The organism is Psychromonas aquatilis, assembly GCF_038155185.1.
Lineage (GTDB): Bacteria > Pseudomonadota > Gammaproteobacteria > Enterobacterales > Psychromonadaceae > Psychromonas > Psychromonas aquatilis.
Window position 1 is genome coordinate 35,779 of record NZ_JBAKAZ010000004.1, and the last position, 23,570, is coordinate 59,348.

26 protein-coding genes are annotated in these 23,570 nt (G+C 36.7%); 6 read left to right on the top strand and 20 right to left on the bottom strand.

What is annotated here, in order from left to right; genetic code table 11:
- Positions 1 to 127: 127 nt before the first annotated feature.
- Complete coding sequence (gene hpxO / locus V6256_RS01560; RefSeq protein ID WP_341596232.1) at positions 128 to 1,282, bottom strand: FAD-dependent urate hydroxylase HpxO; 1,155 nt, start codon at positions 1,280 to 1,282, stop codon at positions 128 to 130.
- A 687-nt stretch (positions 1,283 to 1,969) separates the two neighbouring features.
- Here hpxO and V6256_RS01565 point away from each other — a divergent pair.
- The gene (locus V6256_RS01565; RefSeq protein ID WP_341596233.1) at positions 1,970 to 2,413 is read left to right on the top strand and encodes a MerR family transcriptional regulator; all 444 of its coding nucleotides are present in this window, start codon (positions 1,970 to 1,972) and stop codon (positions 2,411 to 2,413) included.
- Between the two features lie 301 nt (positions 2,414 to 2,714).
- Here the strand turns inward: V6256_RS01565 and V6256_RS01570 are convergent, their stop codons facing one another.
- The 7 genes from V6256_RS01570 to prmB all read right to left on the bottom strand — a co-directional run bounded on the left by V6256_RS01570 (position 2,715) and on the right by prmB (position 8,791).
- Positions 2,715 to 2,963, bottom strand: a complete 249-nt coding sequence (locus V6256_RS01570) for a hypothetical protein (RefSeq protein ID WP_341596234.1) — start codon at positions 2,961 to 2,963, stop codon at positions 2,715 to 2,717.
- Between the two features lie 530 nt (positions 2,964 to 3,493).
- Positions 3,494 to 3,943 carry a PTS sugar transporter subunit IIA gene (locus V6256_RS01575; protein ID WP_341596235.1) on the bottom strand — a complete coding sequence of 150 codons (450 nt, stop codon included), beginning with the start codon at positions 3,941 to 3,943 and terminating at the stop codon, positions 3,494 to 3,496.
- Positions 3,940 to 5,196: a PTS ascorbate transporter subunit IIC gene (locus V6256_RS01580; protein ID WP_341596236.1), complete on the bottom strand. Its 1,257-nt coding sequence runs from the start codon at positions 5,194 to 5,196 to the stop codon at positions 3,940 to 3,942. The genes V6256_RS01575 and V6256_RS01580 overlap by 4 nt, the downstream gene beginning before the upstream one ends.
- A gap of 10 nt (positions 5,197 to 5,206) precedes the next feature.
- Positions 5,207 to 5,482: a PTS sugar transporter subunit IIB gene (locus V6256_RS01585; protein WP_341596237.1), complete on the bottom strand. Its 276-nt coding sequence runs from the start codon at positions 5,480 to 5,482 to the stop codon at positions 5,207 to 5,209.
- 249 nt (positions 5,483 to 5,731) lie between these two features.
- Complete coding sequence (locus V6256_RS01590) at positions 5,732 to 6,202, bottom strand: hypothetical protein (RefSeq protein WP_341596238.1); 471 nt, start codon at positions 6,200 to 6,202, stop codon at positions 5,732 to 5,734.
- A 523-nt stretch (positions 6,203 to 6,725) separates the two neighbouring features.
- The gene (aroC, locus tag V6256_RS01595; RefSeq protein ID WP_341596239.1) at positions 6,726 to 7,814 is read right to left on the bottom strand and encodes a chorismate synthase; all 1,089 of its coding nucleotides are present in this window, start codon (positions 7,812 to 7,814) and stop codon (positions 6,726 to 6,728) included.
- Between the two features lie 65 nt (positions 7,815 to 7,879).
- A complete protein-coding gene (gene prmB / locus V6256_RS01600) occupies positions 7,880 to 8,791 on the bottom strand; it encodes a 50S ribosomal protein L3 N(5)-glutamine methyltransferase (protein WP_341596240.1) in 912 nt (303 codons plus the stop codon).
- Between the two features lie 57 nt (positions 8,792 to 8,848).
- Here prmB and smrB point away from each other — a divergent pair, with 57 nt between their 5' ends.
- Together smrB and V6256_RS01610 are read left to right on the top strand one after the other, a co-directional pair.
- Positions 8,849 to 9,394 (top strand): endonuclease SmrB, encoded by a 546-nt coding sequence (gene smrB, locus V6256_RS01605; protein ID WP_341596241.1) that lies wholly within the window; start codon positions 8,849 to 8,851, stop codon positions 9,392 to 9,394.
- A gap of 301 nt (positions 9,395 to 9,695) precedes the next feature.
- Positions 9,696 to 10,469 carry a DUF2914 domain-containing protein gene (locus tag V6256_RS01610; RefSeq protein WP_341596242.1) on the top strand — a complete coding sequence of 258 codons (774 nt, stop codon included), beginning with the start codon at positions 9,696 to 9,698 and terminating at the stop codon, positions 10,467 to 10,469.
- Positions 10,470 to 10,644: 175 nt separating this feature from the next.
- On the opposite strand, the gene V6256_RS01615 is transcribed toward V6256_RS01610, so the two are convergent.
- From V6256_RS01615 to V6256_RS01625, 3 genes are all read right to left on the bottom strand, one after another.
- Entirely contained in the window at positions 10,645 to 11,127 is a 483-nt protein-coding gene (locus tag V6256_RS01615; RefSeq protein ID WP_341596243.1) for a response regulator, read from the bottom strand.
- Positions 11,128 to 11,136: 9 nt separating this feature from the next.
- Positions 11,137 to 12,552, bottom strand: coding sequence for an SLC13 family permease (locus V6256_RS01620; RefSeq protein ID WP_341596244.1), 1,416 nt, complete (start codon positions 12,550 to 12,552; stop codon positions 11,137 to 11,139).
- Positions 12,553 to 12,704: 152 nt separating this feature from the next.
- Positions 12,705 to 13,610: a LysR family transcriptional regulator gene (locus tag V6256_RS01625; protein ID WP_341596245.1), complete on the bottom strand. Its 906-nt coding sequence runs from the start codon at positions 13,608 to 13,610 to the stop codon at positions 12,705 to 12,707.
- 134 nt (positions 13,611 to 13,744) lie between these two features.
- Between V6256_RS01625 and V6256_RS01630 the strand changes: the two genes are divergently transcribed.
- Both V6256_RS01630 and V6256_RS01635 read left to right on the top strand, forming a co-directional pair.
- Positions 13,745 to 14,170 (top strand): PACE efflux transporter, encoded by a 426-nt coding sequence (locus tag V6256_RS01630; RefSeq protein ID WP_341596246.1) that lies wholly within the window; start codon positions 13,745 to 13,747, stop codon positions 14,168 to 14,170.
- 256 nt (positions 14,171 to 14,426) lie between these two features.
- A complete protein-coding gene (locus V6256_RS01635) occupies positions 14,427 to 15,083 on the top strand; it encodes a nitroreductase family protein (protein WP_341596247.1) in 657 nt (218 codons plus the stop codon).
- 88 nt (positions 15,084 to 15,171) lie between these two features.
- On the opposite strand, the gene V6256_RS01640 is transcribed toward V6256_RS01635, so the two are convergent.
- The 8 genes from V6256_RS01640 to V6256_RS01675 all read right to left on the bottom strand — a co-directional run bounded on the left by V6256_RS01640 (position 15,172) and on the right by V6256_RS01675 (position 21,921).
- Positions 15,172 to 15,417, bottom strand: a complete 246-nt coding sequence (locus V6256_RS01640) for a glutaredoxin family protein (protein WP_341596248.1) — start codon at positions 15,415 to 15,417, stop codon at positions 15,172 to 15,174.
- 68 nt (positions 15,418 to 15,485) lie between these two features.
- A complete protein-coding gene (locus V6256_RS01645) occupies positions 15,486 to 15,878 on the bottom strand; it encodes a DUF4112 domain-containing protein (protein ID WP_341596249.1) in 393 nt (130 codons plus the stop codon).
- A gap of 170 nt (positions 15,879 to 16,048) precedes the next feature.
- Positions 16,049 to 17,215, bottom strand: coding sequence for an AlbA family DNA-binding domain-containing protein (locus V6256_RS01650; protein WP_341596250.1), 1,167 nt, complete (start codon positions 17,213 to 17,215; stop codon positions 16,049 to 16,051).
- A 534-nt stretch (positions 17,216 to 17,749) separates the two neighbouring features.
- On the bottom strand, positions 17,750 to 18,976 hold the full coding sequence (gene arsJ, locus V6256_RS01655) for an organoarsenical effux MFS transporter ArsJ (protein WP_341596251.1): 1,227 nt from the start codon (positions 18,974 to 18,976) through the stop codon (positions 17,750 to 17,752).
- 11 nt (positions 18,977 to 18,987) lie between these two features.
- Entirely contained in the window at positions 18,988 to 19,992 is a 1,005-nt protein-coding gene (locus V6256_RS01660) for an ArsJ-associated glyceraldehyde-3-phosphate dehydrogenase (protein ID WP_341596252.1), read from the bottom strand.
- Between the two features lie 60 nt (positions 19,993 to 20,052).
- On the bottom strand, positions 20,053 to 20,394 hold the full coding sequence (locus V6256_RS01665; RefSeq protein ID WP_341596253.1) for a metalloregulator ArsR/SmtB family transcription factor: 342 nt from the start codon (positions 20,392 to 20,394) through the stop codon (positions 20,053 to 20,055).
- A 198-nt stretch (positions 20,395 to 20,592) separates the two neighbouring features.
- Complete coding sequence (locus V6256_RS01670; RefSeq protein ID WP_341596254.1) at positions 20,593 to 21,477, bottom strand: pyridoxamine 5'-phosphate oxidase family protein; 885 nt, start codon at positions 21,475 to 21,477, stop codon at positions 20,593 to 20,595.
- Between the two features lie 9 nt (positions 21,478 to 21,486).
- A complete protein-coding gene (locus V6256_RS01675; protein ID WP_341596255.1) occupies positions 21,487 to 21,921 on the bottom strand; it encodes a VOC family protein in 435 nt (144 codons plus the stop codon).
- A 198-nt stretch (positions 21,922 to 22,119) separates the two neighbouring features.
- Here V6256_RS01675 and V6256_RS01680 point away from each other — a divergent pair, with 198 nt between their 5' ends.
- Positions 22,120 to 22,674 carry a TetR/AcrR family transcriptional regulator gene (locus tag V6256_RS01680; protein ID WP_341596256.1) on the top strand — a complete coding sequence of 185 codons (555 nt, stop codon included), beginning with the start codon at positions 22,120 to 22,122 and terminating at the stop codon, positions 22,672 to 22,674.
- A gap of 202 nt (positions 22,675 to 22,876) precedes the next feature.
- On the opposite strand, the gene sixA is transcribed toward V6256_RS01680, so the two are convergent.
- On the bottom strand, positions 22,877 to 23,353 hold the full coding sequence (sixA, locus tag V6256_RS01685; RefSeq protein WP_341596257.1) for a phosphohistidine phosphatase SixA: 477 nt from the start codon (positions 23,351 to 23,353) through the stop codon (positions 22,877 to 22,879).
- Positions 23,354 to 23,570: the final 217 nt, after the last annotated feature.

A 23,570-nucleotide genomic window follows, 5' to 3' on the forward strand; every position in this document is an offset into this window, starting at 1 on the left:
TAGATAAGCATCTAGAAAAATATTAATCAATTTAAGCTACCCACACTACCTTAGCATTTTTATATAACAAGGTAGTATGAGCATAGCATTGAGCAATAAAAGCTTATCACTTAATGAGCAGAAGAGATTAACCTAAAGGACCATTTACAATAGTTTGTTTTAGGCCTTCAATAATGTTTTCACCTGTTTCTTCTTTAAGCTCTTGATACCAAGTTTCTGTCGCAGCCGGATCTTTAGCATGAATAACGTCACAACGTTTACGTGCTTTCAATACTAGATCTGTTGCACGTTCGTGACGCATAGACTCATAAGCCGCTAGCGCAGTTTCAATATCTTTAGTTTCAGAAAAAGCCATACCAAGTGCCACTGAGTCTTCCATAGCAGAACCACCACCTTGACCAATATCAGGTGTTGTTGGATGAGCGGAGTCACCGAGTAAAGCTATTCTTCCTTTAACAAAGGTATCAATTGGCTCTACATCATGAATCTCAATACGGTTTGTGGTCATTGGATCTAGTTTTTCAATTAACGTTTGAACAGGTTCAACCCAACCTTCAAAATAACCTTTTAAATCATTGCGTAATGTTTCACGATCTTCTGGTAAACCAAGTGGTAATGGTACATCAAGGAAAAAGTAGAAACGGTTATCAGCAATCGGCATCACTGAAACACGTTTACCTTCGGCAACAAAAATAGTCCATTGTTGCTTCGGTGCAATTGATTCATCAACCTCAATTAATCCATTCCAATTCACATACCCTGCATAGCGACGTTCAATTTTCTTACCGATAACTGTTTCACGTACCGCTGAATTTGCACCATCAGCAGCAATCATAAAGTCGCCTGTTGCAGAAGTTCCATCAGTAAAATAAGCTGTCACGCTGCTTTCATCTTGCTCAACACGTTCAATACGTTTACCAAATTGTACTTTTTCTCTTCCCCAGTCATCGATCATCATAGACTGTAAATCAGCACGTGATACTGGGCATGGTCGTTCACCGACGGCATCAATTAAAGGAGATAGGCTAAATTGTGTCATGACCGTACCTGTCTTCGCTTCTAGGTACGCCATACTGAGCATTGGCCCACCTAGTTTATCCATAATGTAACCCATACCAAGATGGTTCATACATTTAACACCATTTGACCAAACAGATATCGCCGCACCAACAGGCTTCATCACTTTAACAGCTTCAAATACCTCACACTCAATTCCCTGTTGTTTTAATGACGCAGCAGCTGACATTCCACCGATTCCTGCACCTATAATTAAAGCTTTCATTATGACATCCCTTTTATTACATAAAGTTTAATACGATATAAATCTTGAAGAACAGCCTCATTAGCATTCGAATTTTTATCAAGATACCTAGCTTTTAAGCTAGCGCTCTTTATTTGCTGTTCGATTTAATTACCTAAACAATAATTCAAGATCCGCACCAACTTTTTTAAATATGCAAAAAATATAAAAAATAAATACAAAAAAAGCATTCTTTAGGAATATCTAATCAACTTTTCTGATGTAATTGCTTTTATTGATATTTATTCTTTCAACAAATAAACAATCAAAGCGTGAAATGAATAGACATGTTGACCAAACGGTTAAACTCTGCACTAAAATCAACCAAAACGACTTATTATGGTGCATTAATCTAAAGCAAGCGGTACAAATAATAATCGTAACGAAGGGTGATGAATTGCTTCACGCACTGCTACCCTTATTAAAATATCAATAAAACTAAAGACGAAATTCACCAAAAACAGATGAGTCACAATAAAAAAATGCTGGGCAGTAACTCATAAAACGTGGATCATGAATGGCTATGCGTTATTAAATCAGGTCATGAAAAAGATCAGAACTGACTATTAAATATTGTATGATAAGCCTCTGAGCATCAAAATTTTTTCGTTTTTTAAAATCACTACTTGACTCTGTACCACGGTACAGAGTGTAGGATGGGAGTTATCGATGAGTGAGAACAAACCTATTACCATTGGTGTACTGGCTAAGGCTGCTAATGTTGGCGTAGAAACGATTCGTTTTTATCAACGTAAAGATATTATTCAGCAACCGCCAAAAACCAATGGATTTCGTCACTACTCTAATGAAGACATCAGAGTGGTACGTTTAGTCAAAAAGCTGCAAGGCGTTGGCTTTTCCTTAGACGAGATTAAGGAATTTCTTATTTTCGATAGTTGTTGTAGTCAATCACAATCGGTCGTGAAACAGAAATCGTTGGCAAAAATTGAAGAAATTAAAACACAAATTTCAGAATTGCAGTCAACGTTAAAAGCGCTGGAACTATTTTCAAATACTTGTGGCTCAAGTAATAGTGTCCAAACTGATTGTCATTTACTAGATTGTTTTGAAAACCATTGGCAGTGTTGTAACACTGACCAAACCCTAACCTAATTGGAGAATAAGCATGAGCGATTGTAAATGTTGTGAAGATCAAAAAACACCTGAATGTTGTTGTAATACTGACAGCTGCAAATGCGCTGACGGTTGTGTTTGTGGTGATTGTTGTCGCGATTCAGATTGCTGCTAATACAGTTATTATCTGAATGCGAAGATCGGCCTACCTTAATAATTAAGTCACTAATATTTAATTAAAGGTAGGCAACTTTACCCCAGCCTACTATCTAAATCTAATCCAACGACCTAAAAACTAATAGACTTCACCTGTGATCTTTACATAATTCATAAACCACTATTAAACTTTCTTTTTGCTTAATCTTGCTGTGAGTAAATAAATTATTAAGGTTTGTGTCAGTAAAGAAACGGTCATGGAGACTTCATACCAATCATGGTAAATACTATTTAGGTTGTCACCTAAAAAGCCAGTCGTAGCTAATAAATGCAAAGGCCATACACAATATAAATTAGCTAAACTACTATCTAAGAGCACTAATATAAACAAAGTGGCGATAGAAAAAACAAATGAAATTGTAAATACCTTCACTAATAATACCTCAACTTTACTCGAATAAATCACATCTGGTTAATGAAAAAATGTAACAGGATAATAAAAAACCTGTATGTAATAGCGCTTACCGTCGCCCTCTTTATCATGTAAAAGATGATGACATTAAATAGTAGATCCCCTTTCATTAAAAACAGCTTTGTCACTCTTATACAGCGACTTTCAAAAGAAATGCTTTTTATAGGGGAAACTAGTTAGTATAGGGCATTTTTTCAACATAAAGCCCGACCAAGTAGGCCGTTGTGTTTCACGACAATTAACTAGCTAATAATGAATTTATAATTACTGAGTTTTTTATTTTAATCAATGGATTAACATAAAATATGCGAGTGAAGTATGGTAGAAGAATATAAAATGAGAGGAATAATAAAGTGCTTGAAAATTCATATTCATGCTTATTTTTTTAAATTATTTTATGTCGAATTAAGAGACACAGTATTAAAACTTATAATATAAAAAAGGTGATAAATATAATTATCACCTTCATGGTTTTCATTAACTAATTAAAATTAGTATTGTTTAAGTATTTCTATAATAGTATCCACACTTTCAGCTGTGATAATCTTTTCAATAGCATCATCACATTGGAATAAATTTGATAAGGCCATTATCGTTTGAATGTGCCTATCAGAGTCTTCAGCAGCTAAGGTAATGGACAAATAAACATCGCCATTATCTTCTGACTCAAAATCTACTCCTTGTGTAAATACTGTAATCTGCAATGCACCTTGATTGACACCATCTTCCGGACGAGCATGTGGCATTGCAAGTCTAGGAGCTAAAACATAATAAGGCCCTATTTTATGGTGTAAATCCTTAATCGCATCTACATACCTCTGCTCTACTTTTTTATTTACTAATAGTTTAGAACAACAGATATCTAATGCTGCGTTTACAGTTAAATTATTCTCTTTGCAAATAACAATACCATCGGTACCAATTAAGTCAAATATACTCATAGTACCATCCACCCAAGGAACAACCCAACAACGCCGAAGTCAAAATCAGCAAAGGTCGTTGCTTCTAAACCTAAACCACCGAGTACAGGCAATAACAACATAGGTAAAAATGAAATACATAAACCTTGTGTAAATGCCCCTAATATTGCACCGCGTAAACCACCAGTCGCATTACCGTATACACCAGCAGCCCCTCCAACAAAGAAGTGTGGAACTACCCCAGCAACAATAATCGTCCAACCAAATGCGCCTTGAATTCCCATTGCCAAAAGACCCGCAGCAAATGAAGAAATAAAACCTATTAATACTGCATTTGGAGCCATTGGGAAAACCATTGGACAATCTAAAGCTGGTTTTGCACCTGGAACTAATTTATCAGAGATCCCCTTAAATGCAGGCACAATTTCAGCGATGAGCATCTTCACACCTTGAAGAACGATATAAACACCGCCCGCAAAGGTTAAAGATTGGATAAAAGTAAATACCACCCAATTTTGTCCACCTGAAACCTCTTCTACAAAAGCGCCACCAGCAAAAATAGAAGCTAATAAGAAAAAGACTCCCATTGTTACCGCAATTGCAACAGGAGTATCACGTAAAAACATCAAACTTTTCGGCACATTAATATGCTCTGTGGACTTAGAAGTATCACCAAGCTTGCTACCGATATAACCAGCAACAACATAAGAAAGTGTTGAAAAATGTCCTATTGCTAATTGATCAGTCCCCATTACCTTTTCAGTATATTTCTGTCCTATTGCTGGCATAATTACCATTAATGAGCCAACAATACCTGAACCTAAAGCAACTAAAGTAATACCAGTAATATTTGCCGTTGATAGAATAACAGCAACCAACATAGACATAAACATTGTATGATGACCGGTTAAAAATATATATTTTAAAGGAGTAAGACGAGCTAATAGTATATTCACCACAAAAGCGAAGAACATAATTAACGCCATTTCATAACCAAAGGCTTCCTGAGCAATTGCAACTATTGCTTCATTATTGGGAATTACTCCACTTACGCCAAACGCCTCAGTGAATACTAATGCAAAATTATTTAACGCACCGACTAAAGCCCCTGCACCAAATCCTAAAATTAGAAATCCCATTACCGTTTTGATAGTGCCTTTCAATACCGATGATAGGTCTGCTTTTTGAGCGACTAATCCGATAAAGGCAATAAGGCCGACCATAAGTGCAGGCTCTTTTAATAAGCCAAGCATAAATTCAAAGAAATTAACCATATTAACCTCCTTATCCTTTAATGATATTTGTTAATTGCTCTTCTATCGCTTCTTTATCAAAAATATTAGTAAGACTGATGATATTTTTTTTGCCCATATCTTCCAACTGAGCTGCTATATCTGTTGCTGCGACCCAGATATCTGCTTGACTTGAATGAGCAGAGGATAGATCTTCATGATCAACATTCGCATCAAAGCTAATTTTTTTGACTACATCTTTAACCGCCATCTCCATCATAAGTGATGTCCCTAAACCATTTCCACATACCACTAATATTTTAGTCATATTACTTTCCCTTTATTAGGTGAATTAAAATTTCTATGTTGTTAATTTGAGGAAAATCATAACTGAATGAAGGGAAGGCAAATGTGATAACAGTCGCGAAACAAAAGTAGTCTTGCGATCACTGTCACAATTTCAAGTTTACTGAAAAGGGAGCGATTAGATAATCAATAAAAATTAAGGATCTAACGATAGAAAATAAAAGTTGGGACAAAAACAATTAATAAATATTATTAGGTAGGTTAAATTTAGTTATTTTCCGTAATCTGAAAGCATTTTTTTCACGATGGAATTAACAACTTTGTCTCTCTTTGTTAAGTCCTTCAAAGATAACATCTTACTATTATTAGGCTTACTTGAATCAAGTTTATTTAATTGGTTTCTCATTTTTTGTACTGCAGGTAGCAACATTTGCAGTTTTTCATTTTGCTCATTGTTTAGTATGACTATATTTTCAGACTGGATTTCTATAACAGTTAACCAACCGTGCTTTAAAGAATAAACTTTTTCACCTAATAAAACTGATTCGGGAGGGACGTTACGGTCTGGTACATTACCACTTCTAAGTTTTGCAGCACTGATAGAACGAATATTGCCTGTATTTTCAAAGCAAACAATAACGGTATGACAATTATAATATTCAACAATTGTCACATAACCAAATTTATTGGTTTTAAACTTTGCTCCATTTTGCATATCCAAAGGTGCAGCTATTTTTTTCACTTAAAACGAACCTTTTATTACTCTATAATTTAAACATTATAAAAACAGTTATTATATCAATTTACACTTCAGAGCATATAACTAACACTGAAATGAGTATATGTTTTAAAGTGTAAATAAGTACAAATATATAAACAACTGATACTTGAGAAAAAGAAACTCAAGACTTATGTATTTAAAGAATAGACGTATAGACTATATTTAGGAACAGGAGTTGTTCTTAAGTGCATCATCACCATCAATAACTGCAGACCTTAACTTACAATAACTAAAAGCACTCAAAAAGTACTTTTTGAAAATAAATAACAACGCATTTCTAGATTGTATTACTTTGCATTAATGATTTACTCATCACCCAGAATAAAAAACAGTCAGTTTCTTAAACAGAATTTAAAAATTTTTCAGAAAAATAACAACTATCATCATCCAAGCTCTCTGAATTTACAAATAGGCGTTTTCTAATTTATAAATAAATTATAACCTGAGTTTATAACTCATAAACTCAGGTGTTGGATACAAATATTTATTTCAAATGCGGTGTTTTAGTTGTGACATGTAAATTTTGTGCACGATGACGTAATACATGATCTAATAAAGTAATCGCCATTTGTGCTTCTGCGATAGGCACTGCGCGAATCCCTACACATGGATCATGACGCCCTTTGGTGATCATTTCCGTCGCATCACCATCGGTTGTAATAGTACGACCAGGAATAGTTAAACTAGACGTTGGTTTTAAAGCAATAGAAGCAACAATATCTTGCCCTGTTGAAATACCACCTAACACACCACCAGCATGATTTGATAAGAAACCATCAGGGGTCATCTCATCGCGGTGCTCAGTGCCTTTTTGGTTGGCAACTTCAAAACCATCACCAATTTCCACTCCTTTAACGGCATTAATGCTCATTAAAGAATGCGCTAATTCAGCATCAAGACGATCAAAAACCGGCTCGCCTAAACCAACAGGAACACCAGAAGCCACTACTGTTACCTTAGCACCAATTGAATTACCTTCTTTAATTAACGCTTTCACGCAATCTTCTAGGTCCGTTAATTTACTTGTGTCAGGGAAGAAGAAAGGGTTATTTTCTACTTCGTTCCAATCAATAGTATCAGGTGTGATATCGCCCATTTGGCTTAAGTAACCACGGATTTCAATACCAAATTGCTCTTTCAAGTATTTTTTAGCAATGGCGCCAGCGGCTACACGCATTGCAGTTTCACGTGCAGAAGAGCGACCGCCACCACGGTAATCGCGGTGTCCATACTTTTGATGGTAAGTGTAATCAGCGTGACCAGGACGAAATAAGTCTTTGATAGCTGAATAATCTTTAGAGCGTTGATCGGTATTTTCAATGATTAAACCAATGCTACAACCCGTTGTTTTTCCTTCAAATACGCCAGATAAAATCTTAACTTGGTCACCTTCTTGGCGCATCGTTGTATAACGAGATTGCCCTGGACGACGACGGTCTAAATCATGTTGCAAATCTTCTTCAGTGATTGCTAAGTTCGGTGGAATACCATCAATGATGCAACCTAACGCTACACCATGGCTCTCACCAAACGTTGTCACTTTAAACACTTGACCAATACTGCTTCCTGCCATTGTTAATTTCTCACTTTAATAAATGTTAAATAATACGCATCATCACAACTACGATGTTGCTATAACTAGATGTTAATGTTTTCAAGCTGTGCTTTAGTCAGAGTAAATACACCGTGTCCACCAATTGAAAATTCAATCCATTGGAACGGGATCTCTGGGTAAGCAGCTTGTAAGTGAACTTGAGAGTTCCCTACTTCAACAAATAAAACACCGTTATCTGTTAGCATACCTGCAGCTTGGCGTAACATATCACGCACAAGATCTAAACCATCATCACCACACGCTAAACCTAATTCAGGCTCATGTTTATATTCGTCTGGTAAGTTTGCCATATCTTCAGCATCAACATAAGGTGGATTAGAAACAATTAAGTCGTACTTCTCATTTTCTATGCCACTAAATAAATCAGATTGAATCGGGAACACTTGCTCTGAAAGGCCATGATTTTGGATATTAATATCCGTCACTTCTAATGCTTCTTCAGATAAATCAACTGCATCAACTTCTGCTTCAGGAAACTCGTAAGCACAAGCAATAGCAATACAGCCACTGCCCGTACATAAATCTAAAATACGTTTTGGTGGTGTCGTTACCCAAGGTTGGAATTTAGCTTCAATCAATTCAGCGATTGGAGAGCGAGGTACTAACGTGCGCTCATCAACATAAAACTCTAACCCTGCAAACCAAGCACTGTTGGTTAAATAAGGTACTGGAATACGTTGTTCAATACGCGTCACAATAAGGTCCACTAACATTCTACGCTCACGTTTTGTTAAACGTGATTGTAAAACAGAGACATTGCTTTGAAGCTCAATATTCAAAGAAGGTAATATTAACTGTACCGCTTCATCCCAAGCATTATCAGTACCGTGGCCGAAAAATAATCCAGCACGGTTAAATTCAGTCACCGCCCAACGTACCATATCTTGAATGGTAACTAACTCGTCAACCGCTTCATTACTAAAAATCGTATCCAATTTATTCTCCACTTAAGGTAAACTCCGCATACTCAAAACGCTAGATTAGGAAGAAGCATGGCCGACAATAAAAATGACAATGATTTTTCGCTGTTTAGCGCAGAATTTGCTGGTATCAAAAAATTGCAACAGGATACCATAATTTTGCCACCGAAAAACATTAAGAATAAAGCTGTTATCAAAGAAAAACGTGAACAGAACTTTGAACAGAGCCATTTTTCTGATGCTTTTGAGCCTCTATTACCTGCAGATGGCCCTGTTCGTTATTGTCGAGGTGATGCTCAAAAATACCTAGTGAAACAGTTACGCCGAGGCGACTTTGCTCCAGAGATCATTCTAGATTTACATGGTTTAACTCAACAAGAAGCAAAGAGTGAATTGGCCGCTTTGATTAATTGTTGTAAAAAAGAAGGGTTATATTGTTGTAGTGTTATCCATGGAATGGGCAAGCATGTCCTAAAAAAGCAAGTTCCTTTATGGCTAGCTCAACACCCTGACATCCTTGCTTTTCATCAAGCACCGCTTGAATTTGGTGGTCAAGGCGCATTGTCGGTATTAGTTGAACTTGAAGACTGGCAAATGAAAGAAGAGAAAAAACGTTAAACACCTGTTTATTCACGTACACCACTCTTTAAAAGATGAACTCCCTCCCCTTATTAATTTAATAGCCCCTAATAAATAAAGAGAAGCACGCTCCATGCTAGAAAAAGTGACTTCTCTCTTTTTTGTAAAACCTGCCATCTATTTTAAAAAATTAAACCAATTATTGAACTTTCAAGGCTAGTCAAATGACAATAAATAAGTAAAATAATCATCAAACCAGCATAAAGTTATAAATAATCTTTAATTTATGGATTATTTTTGTAACTCAGCATCGTTCTCAAACTGCAGTGAGAAATATGACATGAAAGATTCGAAAAACATGACCGTCCGTGTAAGCTTTAATCAACAGACCACCGCGCCTCTCAAAAATAACGGTGTACTAACAGAAAAACCGCGTCGTCAATATTACTGGGGACGTATCGCCCTCTTAATCGCTGCAATATTAATAATATTGATTACTATCATTATTAGTTTTAAACATTATTTTGGCGAAGACGAGCAACCAAAATCACAGCCAGTAGTCAAAGACCTAACGATCACATCCAACGAGATAAACTCATCTGAAGCGAAAAACACCAATTCTCTCAATACAAATACCACAACTGCACGAACAAACTCCAGCAATCAAGCGTCAACAACGCCAATTGTTGAAGCGACTCAAACAACGGCCCAAGCAACAGTTCAAACAAAGGATACTGCTGAAGTAACACCTCGTTCCAATGGCCTATTTAGCCAGCCTAATACAACCATTTTCTCTGATAATATTAAACGCTTTAGCTTAGCACCTTATATAAATGGCAAAGAACCTGCTGGTGACTTCAGCTCTCTCACATTTAAGAAGAACATTACGACGATCTGGGCATTCTCTGAAGCCATTAACTTAAGAAATGAAACGCTATATTATGTTTGGAAATTAAATGGCAAGCAGTTAGCTAAAGTAAGAGTTGGTGTAGGGGCTGACCGATGGAGAAGCAACTCAAGTAAACTCGTACAAAAAAATATGCAAGGTAACTGGTTAGTTGAATTACAAGATAGCCAAGGTAAAGTGCTGGCCAACAGTAAATTTACCTATTAAAACAGTTAATATGATGATGCTATTACCCACATATCGACCTGTCATTGATATTAGGAAATAAAAGTAGTCTCACTTAATAAAAATAGCGCTATTAAAAATCAGTGTTTAGCTTTATCAAAGCTGGCACTGGTTAATCTAATACTTTTGATGCAAAAAATGATTACCTAAGCATGACTTAAATACTCCTTCTCACTCGTTTCAAAATGGTTTCGTAATCGAGGTGAGCTTGGTATTTTTCATAGTCCAAGCCTTTTGCAAAAATATATTTAGTCACTAAAACACGTGCTTGCTGCAATAAAGTATCTGCGTCCCAGTCTAATTCATAAAAGCGATTGACGTGGGCGATATTAATTGCATTGATAAAAACTTCCTTAGCGGTATCACCGGCAATTAAAATTCTTTTAGTATGAACAAATCGAATATCTTCTGCGATACCTTCCAAAAATGAAACCTGACTTCCTTGGCAATGGGTTATACCTGACACAATTAAAACCAGAAAGTCGCCTTGCCTATCGATTTCATCCATTTTTTTTAAGGCTTCATCCGCCGAGTTACATTGCGATAAGGTCATAAACTGAGCAAGAGGCGAAAGCGCTTGTAACAAATTAAAGGTAACTTCTGCATCATCGTCAACACAAACAAGATGTAACTTATCCATATATACTCCTTAAATATGCCCAACTAAGTTTAATATCCAAACCATAATAAAACTTAATAAAATACCTGAAACCCCGACAATCACCCCCACTTTTGCCATATCTTTGGTTTTTATATGGCCAGTGGCATGCGCTAAAGCATTAGGAGGTGTACTAATGGGTAGCGACATTCCCAATGAAGAAGCGAATGTAATCACTAATAATAAAGTAACTTCGCCCCCTAATGGAATCAGTGAGCTCATTGATACTCCGAGCGTCGCCATAATCGGCATTAATAAGTTTGCCGTTGCGGTATTAGACATAAAATTAGCCATCAATAAACTTAAAAATGCCGCCCCAACTAGCACCACATAAGGAGAGAAAGAATCAAAAGGAATGCTATACACTATCAGGGCGGCTAACCCACTTTTGTCTAAGGCTAACCCCAATGCAATACCACCGGAAACTAACCACAAAACATCCCATGATATTTTCTTTAAATCATCTTTAGTAATAATCCCTGCCATTAAAAATATCGTCACCGGTATCATCGCGACTGTATAGGAGTTCATGCCATGAACTGAGCCCATTAACCACAATAGAATCGTGATAATAAATACCGCATAAACTAATAATGCTTTGGGTGTTTTTAAAAACTCACCTTGAATATCAAGCACTATTTCACGCTGATTTGCAGGAAATATTTTATTGATTAAGTACCAAGAAAAAGCCATCAATATAATCGTAAAAGGCACACCAAATGCCATCCACTCAGCAAAGTTAATACTATTCTCACCTTGTAAATACTTTAGTGCAATTGCGTTAGGTGGCGTGCCAATAGGCGTACCAATACCACCAATATTTGCAGCCAGTGGAATACATAATGCAAAGGCTACTCGACCAGGATCTTTAGGGCTGAACAAAGCAATAACTGGCCCCAAAATAGATAACATCATGGCAGTTGTCGCGGTATTTGACATAAACATTGAAAACAACCCGGTGATCAGCATCAACCCTAACATTAAAAAACGAGGTTGCTGACCAAACGGCTTAAGTAGAACACGTGCTAAATTAACATCTAAGCGATATTTTGTTGCCGCAATAGCCAGAAAAAAACCACCCAGAAACAGCATAATAATCGGGCTAGCAAAGGTAGCCATAATATCAACATAACTTATCGGATCGCCGTATTGTTGCAAACTCTCGCCACCACGAAACAGAATGAGTGCTTTATCTGAGACCAACAACAACTCAAAAGTAATGATCGCAACGGAAGTGGCATGAATGGGAATAGGCTCTAATATCCAGCTTAATGTAGCAAACACAAAAATGGCGGCGATACGCTGCTGAACAATTGTCATACCTTCAAAGGGAAAAGCCGACAGTGGTAAATACAGAATAAATAAAGGTACGCATATCGGTAATATATATTTCAAATATTTATACAATCTAACCTCCCCAAATCTAACTAGAAATAAGATTATCGAGGAATTGAGATGAATAATAATAGGCTTAGATCAATAACTGCTTTATAAGCGTAACCTATCTTATTGATTTGTGGAGCAGATCAAAGTAACACCAGCATAACTATCAAGCTCAGTTACTTTCTTAGATCCCAATCTTTATCAACTAAACTGTGTTGTTGTAATAAATTGATCACTGCCTCTAATACTGGCCCCGAGGTATGACTGCGAGAAACTAAACACCCGACCACTGTTAACCAACCATCGTACTCATGAGCAACGGGTAATGTTACTACCTCGCCAGCAGCAATACTTTCAGCAGCCAATAGCTCTGGCACCACAGCCCAACCGACATTTTGTTTAACCAGTTCAACTAATGCTTTATGCGTGTTGGCATACCATGCAGTTGAACTAATCTTATAACTAAACCACAACTCTTTTTTCTGCACGCTACGATGAACACATTGGCGGTACCCTTTCAAATCAGCTTCTTCTACTACCGATAAGTTAGCCAACGGATGTGTTGGCGAGGCAATAGTCAAAAACCGTGCATGTCCTAACGTAAAAAAGTCCATATCGACTTTCAGTTCACCATCAACATAAACGATACCAATCTGCGCATCTCCGGCACGCACCATACTTTCCACATCAAAGGTTGGCGCAACAACTAACTCAATGTGTGTAATAGGGAATTGTTCCGCGAGCGGCGATAAAATCTGCATCAAGGCCGCATTTACTAAGCTTTCATCAATGGCAACCACTAATTCATGCTCTTCACCTTGCGCTAACGATTCAACCTTTTGATCAAAATTCTGTTGTTGATGTAATATCGACTTGGCAATGGGCAACAAAGCTGTCCCTTGTTCGGTCAAGGCAGGCGTATTTTTATCACGATTAAATAAAGTTTTATCAATCGCAATTTCAAGATTTGCAATGGATTGACTCACCCCCGATTGTGCACGTTTTAATTGCCGTGCTGCAGCCGAAAAAGATCCCGTTTCACACACAGTCACGAATATTTTTAATTGCTCTAGGCTATACATTGAATTTACCTCATTATTTTCACACTAGGTTATCACGGTTCGTGATAGCTTCTAACTTTCTTGTGAAATTTAGATCTTTATACTCTCAGCTTCTACATGTGTAGAAACATTAACTTTAGAGAGATAAAAACAAAATGAAACCGATTGAACGTATTTTCCACGCTGTATTATTCGAGGTATTAGCAGTGAGTTTAGCTATTCTTGTCTTAATTGCATTCACGGATCATGATCCTGCTTCACTATCAGGAACCATGATAATAGTTGCAACTATCGCGATGGCATGGAACTTTATCTATAACTGGGGTTTTGATCGGGTTGTAACCGGAGATAAAACCAAACGTACCCTCTCATTACGTATTGTTCATACCATCTTATTCCAAGGCGGGTTATTAATTTTCACCATCCCGGTTATCGCTATCTTATTATCGGTGGGATTATGGGAAGCATTGATGATGGATATTGGTGTTACTATTTTTATTACAATTTACGCTTTCTTCTACAATTTAACTTACGATCATGCCAGAGCCTTCATTATGCGTGACCGTCAAGTAAGCTGTTAACCTTATTCCTATGGCCTATTTTAGTGATTAAAATAGGCTTTTTTTAGCCTGCCCCCCTGCCGCTGCTCTATTCTTTAAAACAACACTACATTGATTAGGTAATCACAAAAATAATCCCGTTACTCTGCCTCACTTTATTATTAACAAATAGTATAAACTGTTTTTAACATTATCAGTATTATCAATACATTAGAAAACGATATACTAGTTAACATTAAATGAATCCAAGAAATAAAAGCAATAACAGGAAACAACAATGTCACAGCAAATTATTAAAGACTTAAATACACGCTACACCACTAAAAAATATGATCAAACAAAACGTATTTCAGCTGAAGATATGCAAATAATCAAAGAAGCCTTACGTTTATCAGCTTCATCAATTAACTCACAACCATGGAAATTTATTGTGATTGAGAGTGATCAAGCGAAACAACGTTTACATGATACTTTTGCTAACAAGCACCAGTTTAACCAATTACATGCAAAAGAAGCATCACATACGATTTTATTGGCATACGATCCTAAATTTACCAAGGATAAATTCCGTAAACGTGTTGATGTAGAAGTTAGCTCAGGCCACCTACCAGCGGAAATGTACGGTAGATTTATGGGCGCTTATGCTTTTGCCGATGCGAATACTGACGAGAATGGCGTTAACGCTGCATGGACTAAAGCACAGGTTTACCTTGCACTAGGTAACATCCTGCACACATTGCCGCGCATGGGTATCTCTTCAACACCAATGGAAGGTGTTGATGCTGAGTTAATCGGAGAAGCATTTAAAGAAGAGCTAGATGGCCATATTTGTGAAGTGGCGTTAGCGATCGGTTATCCAAAAATAGAAGAAGACTACAATTACGGCTTACCAAAAGCACGATTAGCAATGGATGATGTCATTACTGTTGTTTAAAACAGTCAGCTGATAAAAATAGTCAGTTAATAAAGGGGCATCACAGCCCCTTTATTATTTGCTTTAACGACAGGTTAAATTTACAACCTTAATAGTGTTGCTTTAAAAAGTGAATAATATCCTGAGACTCATACAGCCACTGATCACTTTTACCCTTTTCAGAAATCAATAAGCACGGTACTTGTACTTTACCGCCACCAGCCATTAATTCTTTTCTTAATTTGTCATGCACATCTAAATCTTTGTAGGTCACAGGGACTTTCTGACTCTGAATAACTTTAATCACTCGTTTGCAGTACGGGCAATGTCCCATATGGTAAAGGGTTAATTTCATGAAAACTCCTCTTTGAATAATCTGTAATACGCTAAAGTGAATGAAAGCCGACGCTCAATATTAAATATCTATACAGCCTTACCTTGTTTGATGAGCTCTTCTTTTAATATCGCCGTATTACGGGTGTTCGCTTTAAAGTAGGCGTCAAAAAAATCACCAAATAACGGAATTAACCCACCGAAGAAATCGATTAAAATATTAATAAGCATCTTTAATTTAGTACGTTTACCTGCCCCTACCTTATGGGCTTCAAGCAACACATAACTTGATAAAGCCACACCAACAACATCCCCTGCCACAGGTATTAAACCGATAATAGCGTCAATCCCAAACTTAAACTTCGTAAAAGGCACACCAATATTACTATCGGTTATTTTACTAAAACGCTCCAGCCGTTTAATCGCTGCATCCATTTTCTGTTGGGAGGGCTTATCGCCTTGTGTTCTTTTTGACTTAAACATCTACGCTCCTCCGTAATAAAAACGAATTAAAAAGAGTAATAAGACGAATATCTAATATAAGAGCCTACCACTTATTAGCAAAGGTTTAATATAAAAATAAGAAGTTGATTGAAGAAAGGAAGTATAACCAAGGGCTTTGGTGAGTTTAGAGTGCAACCAATAGGAAAAAGTTATTTCCAGCCAATACTTCCATTAATATTTTTGAGTTGCATTTCAAAAGCCCATTCACAAAATACTCTCTCTAATTGATAACGTTCAGTAACATTACCTTCGTAGATACTATCTTTGACTATATTTTCTTGATTTTGAACAAACTCTTTAAATAAGTTTAAAATGTGTATTTTTAATTTATTTAATTGTTCGTCACAGCTCACTATATAAAATGGCAACTCAATAATTGGAGGCTTTATTTGACTAGTAATTGGAGTATTGAAAGATGGTGTGTCAGACTCCATTTTTCTTATGTGTAAGAATAAAGAGTATTCGAGCGTGCCTTTTTTAAAATAAAAAAGGTCACAATAAATATTAGCATTAAGCCCATCTCGTTTATCTGGGTATGTAATAAACTCAATATCAGGAAACGGAATAAGTAGTTTCTCATTTTGAAAATTAACGACAGGAACTTCATTGATTATTGTATTTTTAAACTTTAAAAAGTAGTTATACTTTATTGGCTTCTCGCTTAAACTATTCTGCCACCAATATTGACCACATTCGGATTCTGTATCACCAATTTCAATTGTAAAATCAGGATCCGGTGCATAAAATGCCGAATTTATGCCATTATAGATCCAATTATCCGCGTCCTCTAAAATAAAACCAAAACGCTTTGATGCAGGTAAATCCAAACCAAAATTTTCAGCCCACATTGCTTTTATATCTCGAGGGTTGGCGCAAGAATCTTTTGGTGTATTTGTATCTTTAACTCGAGAGTATATTGCTCCAGCTCGTAGAAATGTCCCTTTTAACTTTATTTCTTTAGTCAAAAAGTATGGTTTTACTCGCTCATTAGAAATTGTAAGTATTGCGATGTCTTTATCTTGGTATTTAATGAATTTTAAATTAATCTTAGGGACGTTATTTTCCGCAAATGGTTGTCTTCCTAACAAATCTAAAATATCAGCTTGTGTATAGTTTTTATTCACCGGCTCCAATCCAACCACATGAAGCTTATCAGAGATGCCAAAAATTAAGTATCTATCTCCATTATGAATAACATTAGATAAACAAATAATATCATGTAGTAAATCATAAGGATTATCATGAAATTTTTGCTTAAAGTCCCACCATAAGCCTTCACAATTCTGGGAGATTAGATTTGAAACAATTTCGTGCATGCAACCTCGAATAGCATATAGTAGTTTATTAAACCTTATTTCAGCTTGAAATACGAAATATCTAGTGTGTTAAAATTAACATAAAAATACTTTTACTACATATAAAATAAAAAGATTAATATTTTAAGTTAAACCTAAAAAGAAAAATTACAACTAAAGTATCAAGTATCTAACATAAAACCAGCCTTATATGGCTAAAACCCACTCACCGTAAAGCTTTCCCAACCCATTAATTCCTTTTAGCAACAGCAAACAGGACGTTTGCGGTAAGTTCATTCGGCACAGGGATGTGCCGTATGAACTGGTGCGTTAAAAAGGGATGAATGGGTTTGATAAAAAAGCGACTCGGTGCCAGTTTCTTTGCCAACCTTCTTTTCTGATAAAGAAAGTTTGGTCACCAACAAGTCGAAATAGCAGTAGTAAAACCTAAGAGACTGAATCAACGCAGACCAATCATCATTATCAAAAAATAAAAGCGCTATTAATAGCGCTTTTATTTACTACAGATTGCATTACTTTTTAAATCACTAAGTACTATTGGTTAGTATTTGAAGCGGGTAGCTTTAATGAAATAACACTGGTAATCAACAAGAAAGCAAAAGCTATCCATAAACACGCGGCAAAACCATAAACTTGATATACCCAGCCTGATAATACCGTGCCAACTAAACGCCCCATTGCATTGGCCATATAATAAAAACCAACATCCAATGACACACCATCTTGTTTTGCATAGCTAATGATTAAGTAAGAGTGTAATGATGAGTTAATGGCGAATATTGCACCGAAAATCAATAACCCTACAATAATTAAGGTTTGTACTTGCCATTGCAACTGAATACCCACTGCTAACACCCCCGTTACCACCGCTAGCAATGCACACCATAACATGGCACTTTTACCGTCCGGTGCAGCGTTGTCTTTTGTAAAAAAAGCTGTAATTTTAGGGGCAAAACCTTGCACAACGCCATAGGCGATCACCCAAGCAGCGAGAAAACCTCCCACAACAGAATGCGACCAACCAAAAATACTAGCAAGGTAAATAGGTAATGCTACTACAAACCAGACATCACGTGACGCAAATAAAAATAAACGTGCAGCTGAAAGGATGTTTACTGGCCCAGACTTTGAAAACATCTGGCTAAATTTAGGTTTGCTTTTAGCCTTACCTAAATCGCCCTCTAAGAACAATAAACTCATCACAAAAACAGCGGCTAATACGCTCGCCATGATCACTAAAGCAATTTGAAAGCCCACCAGCGTTAACAATAAGCCACCAATGAAGAAACCTGCTCCTTTTAAGGCATTTTTAGAGCCCGTTAGTACTGCAACCCAATGGTAAAGTTTGCCCTGCTGATTATTAGGAATTAAGGTTTTTATCGCACTTTTAGCACTCATTTTATTGAGATCTTTCGTAATGCCTGACAATGCTTGTGCCATCATCACCCAAGGAATAGTCAACCATGGGCTGGGTACTGTTAATAATAACAAGGCGACAACTTGCATCGCCAAACCAATATTCATGGTACGGTTTAAGCCGATCCGCGCGCCTAGCCACCCTCCAATGAGATTGGTGACAACACCAAAGATCTCATAGAACAAAAACAATAAAGCGATATCTAATGGGCTGTATCCTAGTTCATAAAAATACAACACCACTAACATACGTAATGCACCGTCAGTGACTGTAAAGTTCCAGTAATTAAAGGTAACCAATAAATACTGTCGTAGCGATTTATCGAGTGTTGAGAACCACTTCATTGCCGTTATTCCTATTTTAATAAGGTCACTTTTTTGATTAGCTCTGCCGTGCGTGTTGCATAACCCATTTCGTTGTCGTACCAAGCGTAGATTTTTAACATTCGCTTACCAATTAACATCGTTGATAAACCATCAACAATAGTAGAGCGTTGGTCTCCACGGTAATCAATGGAAACTAATGGGCGATCTTCATATCCAAGAATACCCGCTAGCTCGCCTTCCGATGCTTCTTTTAATAGTTGATTAACCTCTTCAATACTTGTATCACGTTCGACTTCAAACACAATATCGGTTAATGATGCGTTAGCTAAAGGTACACGCACAGCATGCCCGTTAATTTTATCTTTTAAGTCTGGGAAAATTTCAATAATGGCTTTTGCTGAGCCCGTTGTTGTTGGGATTAAGCTCATACCACATGCACGTGCGCGGCGTAGGTCTTTGTGTGGCGCATCAAGAATAGTTTGCGTATTAGTTAAATCATGAATAGTGGTAAATGCCGCCTGTGAGATACCTAATTTTTCACGAATGACCTTCACTACCGGTGCAATACAGTTAGTAGTACAAGACGCCGCTGTAATTATCTTATGTAAAGCAGGGTCAAAGGCCTCTTCATTAACACCGACAACTAGGTTCGCTACTTCAGGGTGTTTAACCGGAGCTGATACCACCACAAGTTTCACACCCTGTGCGGTGTATTTATCTAATAATGCTTTGTCTTTATTAACTCCTGTCGATTCAATCACCACATCACAAACAGACCAATCAACGGCATCAATCTCCCCTTGTTGTGTTACTGCAATCGATTGCCCAGCGACTTCCATGGTATTGTCCGTGCAAGTCACTGCGTGATTCCAACGTCCTTGAACTGAATCAAACTCTAGTAAATGAGCTAATGTTTTGGCATCACCAGCGACATCATTCACTTGTACAAATTCAACCTCAGGCCAATCAAATGCGGCGCGCATTGCTAAACGGCCAATACGCCCAAATCCATTAATACCTACTTTAATTGTCATGGTCATTATCTCTTTTATAAATAAAATTTAATTTGTTTTACATACTTAATGTAAAATGGCTTATTGTGTGGTTTTACGCATTTGGTACTGCTCAATATCTTCAAGGTATTCCGCTTTTAAACACTTTGATGTGGTTAAACCAGCAATCACTTTGCGCATCCAACCTGGTAATGCTGGATTCACTTGGTAATAAATCCACTGCCCTTCTCGTTCATCTAATAAGACACCCGATTGACGTAGTATTGCCAAGTGACGAGATATTTTTGGCTGGCTTTGGCTAAGTGCTAAACACAATTCACCAACACTGATCTTCCCTTCTCTTGCAATTAAGATCAGACAGCGTAATCGCGTTTCATCGGATAACATTTTAAAAAACTGATGGGGGCACATATAAAATTCCATATATTCACATATGCATATATATTAACGAGTAAAAATAGAAATGCAACACATGTAAATTATCTTTCAGGGTTTGTTTCAATGATGCACACAGGGTAAACCTAGAAATTGACAATAATATGAATGATTTAAAAGACATTGAAAACACTGGATATTGATTAAATAATCCAGCAATAGAAAGGTGTTATTCGCTTGGCTTTATTACGCTTTATGACGAAATGCTAAACTATTACTTAACACAGTAAATTCTTGAGGTGTAAAACAGAGAGTGCGTTGTGTTTCACTTGCTTTATCTGACCATATTATTTCACAGGTTACTTTTATCTGCAGAGCATGGCCGCCCCGCCAATCACAAAATAATAAACACGCCCTTGGGTTTGCCATGAGATTGCCTAAGGTATTAAAAAACCCGTTTCCCGGATAATCTTCTACTAATAACTGCCCACTTTCATTAACCTTAACAAAGCCAACTTCTCCACCACGATGTGAGATGTCAGCACCTCGATTACGTTTTTGTTTTCCATCATCAAAGTAACTAGCAATAAAAAAAGTATCTGATTGAACAATTAAGCTCTCAATATCATTGTTTAATGTTGTTTTAGATATTAGCCCAGAGGGGTCATACTGAGGATTGGTCACTAAGGTTTTAGGTTGGATATATTTAGGGCAATTACCATAGCTTTGTAATACTGATACTTTCATATATTTTTGATTGATCTCAGTGATAATGGCATTCACACGGTTACGTCTTTTAGTATTAAACTCAATACCGAGTAAACCAATTCGGTCGCCTACTGTAACTTCATCATGTCTAAAATCACTCATTGGATTTTGTGTATTAATCCATAGTTCAGTATCAGAAGGAGAATAAATAAAGCCCACTTCACCAAATAAAACACTGCTTTTGATCGTTGCAGTGGCATCTCGATAAGCAATAAAGATCATGGTTTGTGCTTGAAAAAATTGTTGGTGTTGTAATGGCATATACTCTCGAATATATTTTTGACCAACCACAACCATTTTCTGCTTTGTGCCTGCCAGTTCTTGTATTAATTGCTCACCTTGGTGCCATCTATTTTCCATCATTTTTTCCCTTTATTGACTAATCAATTCAAGCCTTACGCCACCAGGAATAAAACACATCATATGCTCAAAAGGTGAATCACCTAATGCTTCTGGAGCAAACTCGATCGTGACATCTTCTAAACCTTTCAAGTTTTCATAAATGCTGTGGAGTTGCTCAATACTAGCAACCTTAAGTGCAAAGTGATGTAAGCCAACATTAGCCGTACGATCGAAGGTTTGCATTTTATCCAATGCTTTAATTTGCCATAGCGTCAACATGACAGTGTCATCTGAAACAAAAATAGCTGGATACTCAGGCTTCCCGCCTACTTCCTTAAAGTTAAGTTGCTCAATAAAAAATGCTGCTGTTTTTTTAATATCAGGAATCGTTAGCCCTAGGTGATGAATTCCTTCTGTACTAATGGCTTTAGTCGAGGTTTGAGTTTCAGAATTGATAGTGCACATAATATTACCCTTAAGCTTTGCTCAGCTTTGATATGTTGTTTTAAATAATAGTCTCACTTAATCTTTTAAATAAAGTGAACAGATTTGTCTACCTGCAAACTATAGGTGAACAGAACTGTTTACGTCAAGTGAAATTAGGTTATAATTTGTTTTATAAATTAACGACAGCCAATAAATCTCAATAATAAGTGACATATCATGCAACCAAGAAAGCAACATCTGATTGAAACGGCACTCTCATTATTTTCTGAAAAGGGTTATCACGCGACGGGAATTGATTTGATATTAGCGACCTCTGGTGTCTCTAAAGCGACCCTCTATAAACACTTCCGAAGTAAAGAAGAATTGATATTAGCCGCACTTAAAAATAGAGATCAGCAAATATTAGGCACATTACAAACGGCATTAAGCAACGCCGATAAAACACAGCTTTCAGTAATTGAAGTGGTATTTGATCATTTACATAATTGGTTTAATAGTGAGGCATTTTTTGGCTGTAACTTCATTAATGCCAGTGCAGAATATAATGATCCAAACAGCCCTATTACCCTATATATTATTGAACATAAACAAAATGTAATTAAGGTAATCGCAGAACAACTTGCTACAACCAACTGCGATGATCAAGCTAATAAAGTACAACAAATTGGGTTATTAATTGAGGGAGCGATTGTGATGGCTCATACCCAAGGTGAGAAAAATGCGGCGTTAATAGCTAAAGAGATGGCAAAAACACTGCTCAAGATAAAATAGTATTATTCATGATTAACGCTCTAACCAACAACATTTGCTTTTAATTTTCACTATAAGCAATGCAAAGGCACATTAAATAACCTACCTTCAAACAGCCTAGCGAGTTAATACAACAAGTCCTTGGCAGGCGACAACCTGCCAGAATTAGCATAAAACATCATATAAATAGCGGTACGGCGTATCAACGCCGAATAAAAAGCAGTTAGTCGATGATTTGAGGAACGGTTGTTAAGCTCACTAATTCTGCAAAACCGTCTTCATCGTTAAGTGTTATATGCCCTACCGCTGACGTTGAAAAGGCAGGAACGCCTGCTGAAGGGACTAATTCACCAACGATATAACCCACTAATGGCAGGTGTGAAACTAATAAAACAGATTTAACGCCTGCGGCTTGCAATGCAAAAATCTCATCAACAGATTTTCTAGCGCTACCAGCAGGAGTTAAACAAGATAAGGTCTGAATATTACTGATGCCTTCAAAAAAAGGACTCACTGATTCCCAAGTTTGTTGTGCTCGCACATACGGACTAACAATAACCGCATCAAATGTTACATCTTGTTTTACGAGGTGTTTAGCCATTAGTTCAGACTCTTCACGTCCCTCTTCAGTAAGATTACGTTCCGCATCAGAATGAGCCATCATTTCAGCTTGTCCATGGCGCATTATATATATTTGCATAGTGGTTTCTCCCGAATAAAAGCTCTCATATTTTATATGGAGCTCAAAACAAAGTTTAGTAACTGTTTATGGTGTATTTCAAAGCATACTGCAATATAACTTAAACTAAACAATAAATTTATCATTTAACAAAAGCTTTTGATACAAAACATCAATTCCATTTAAAATAACTTAATAATTTTTAATTTTTTTCAATATTCAAGGAACTTTTTGATTT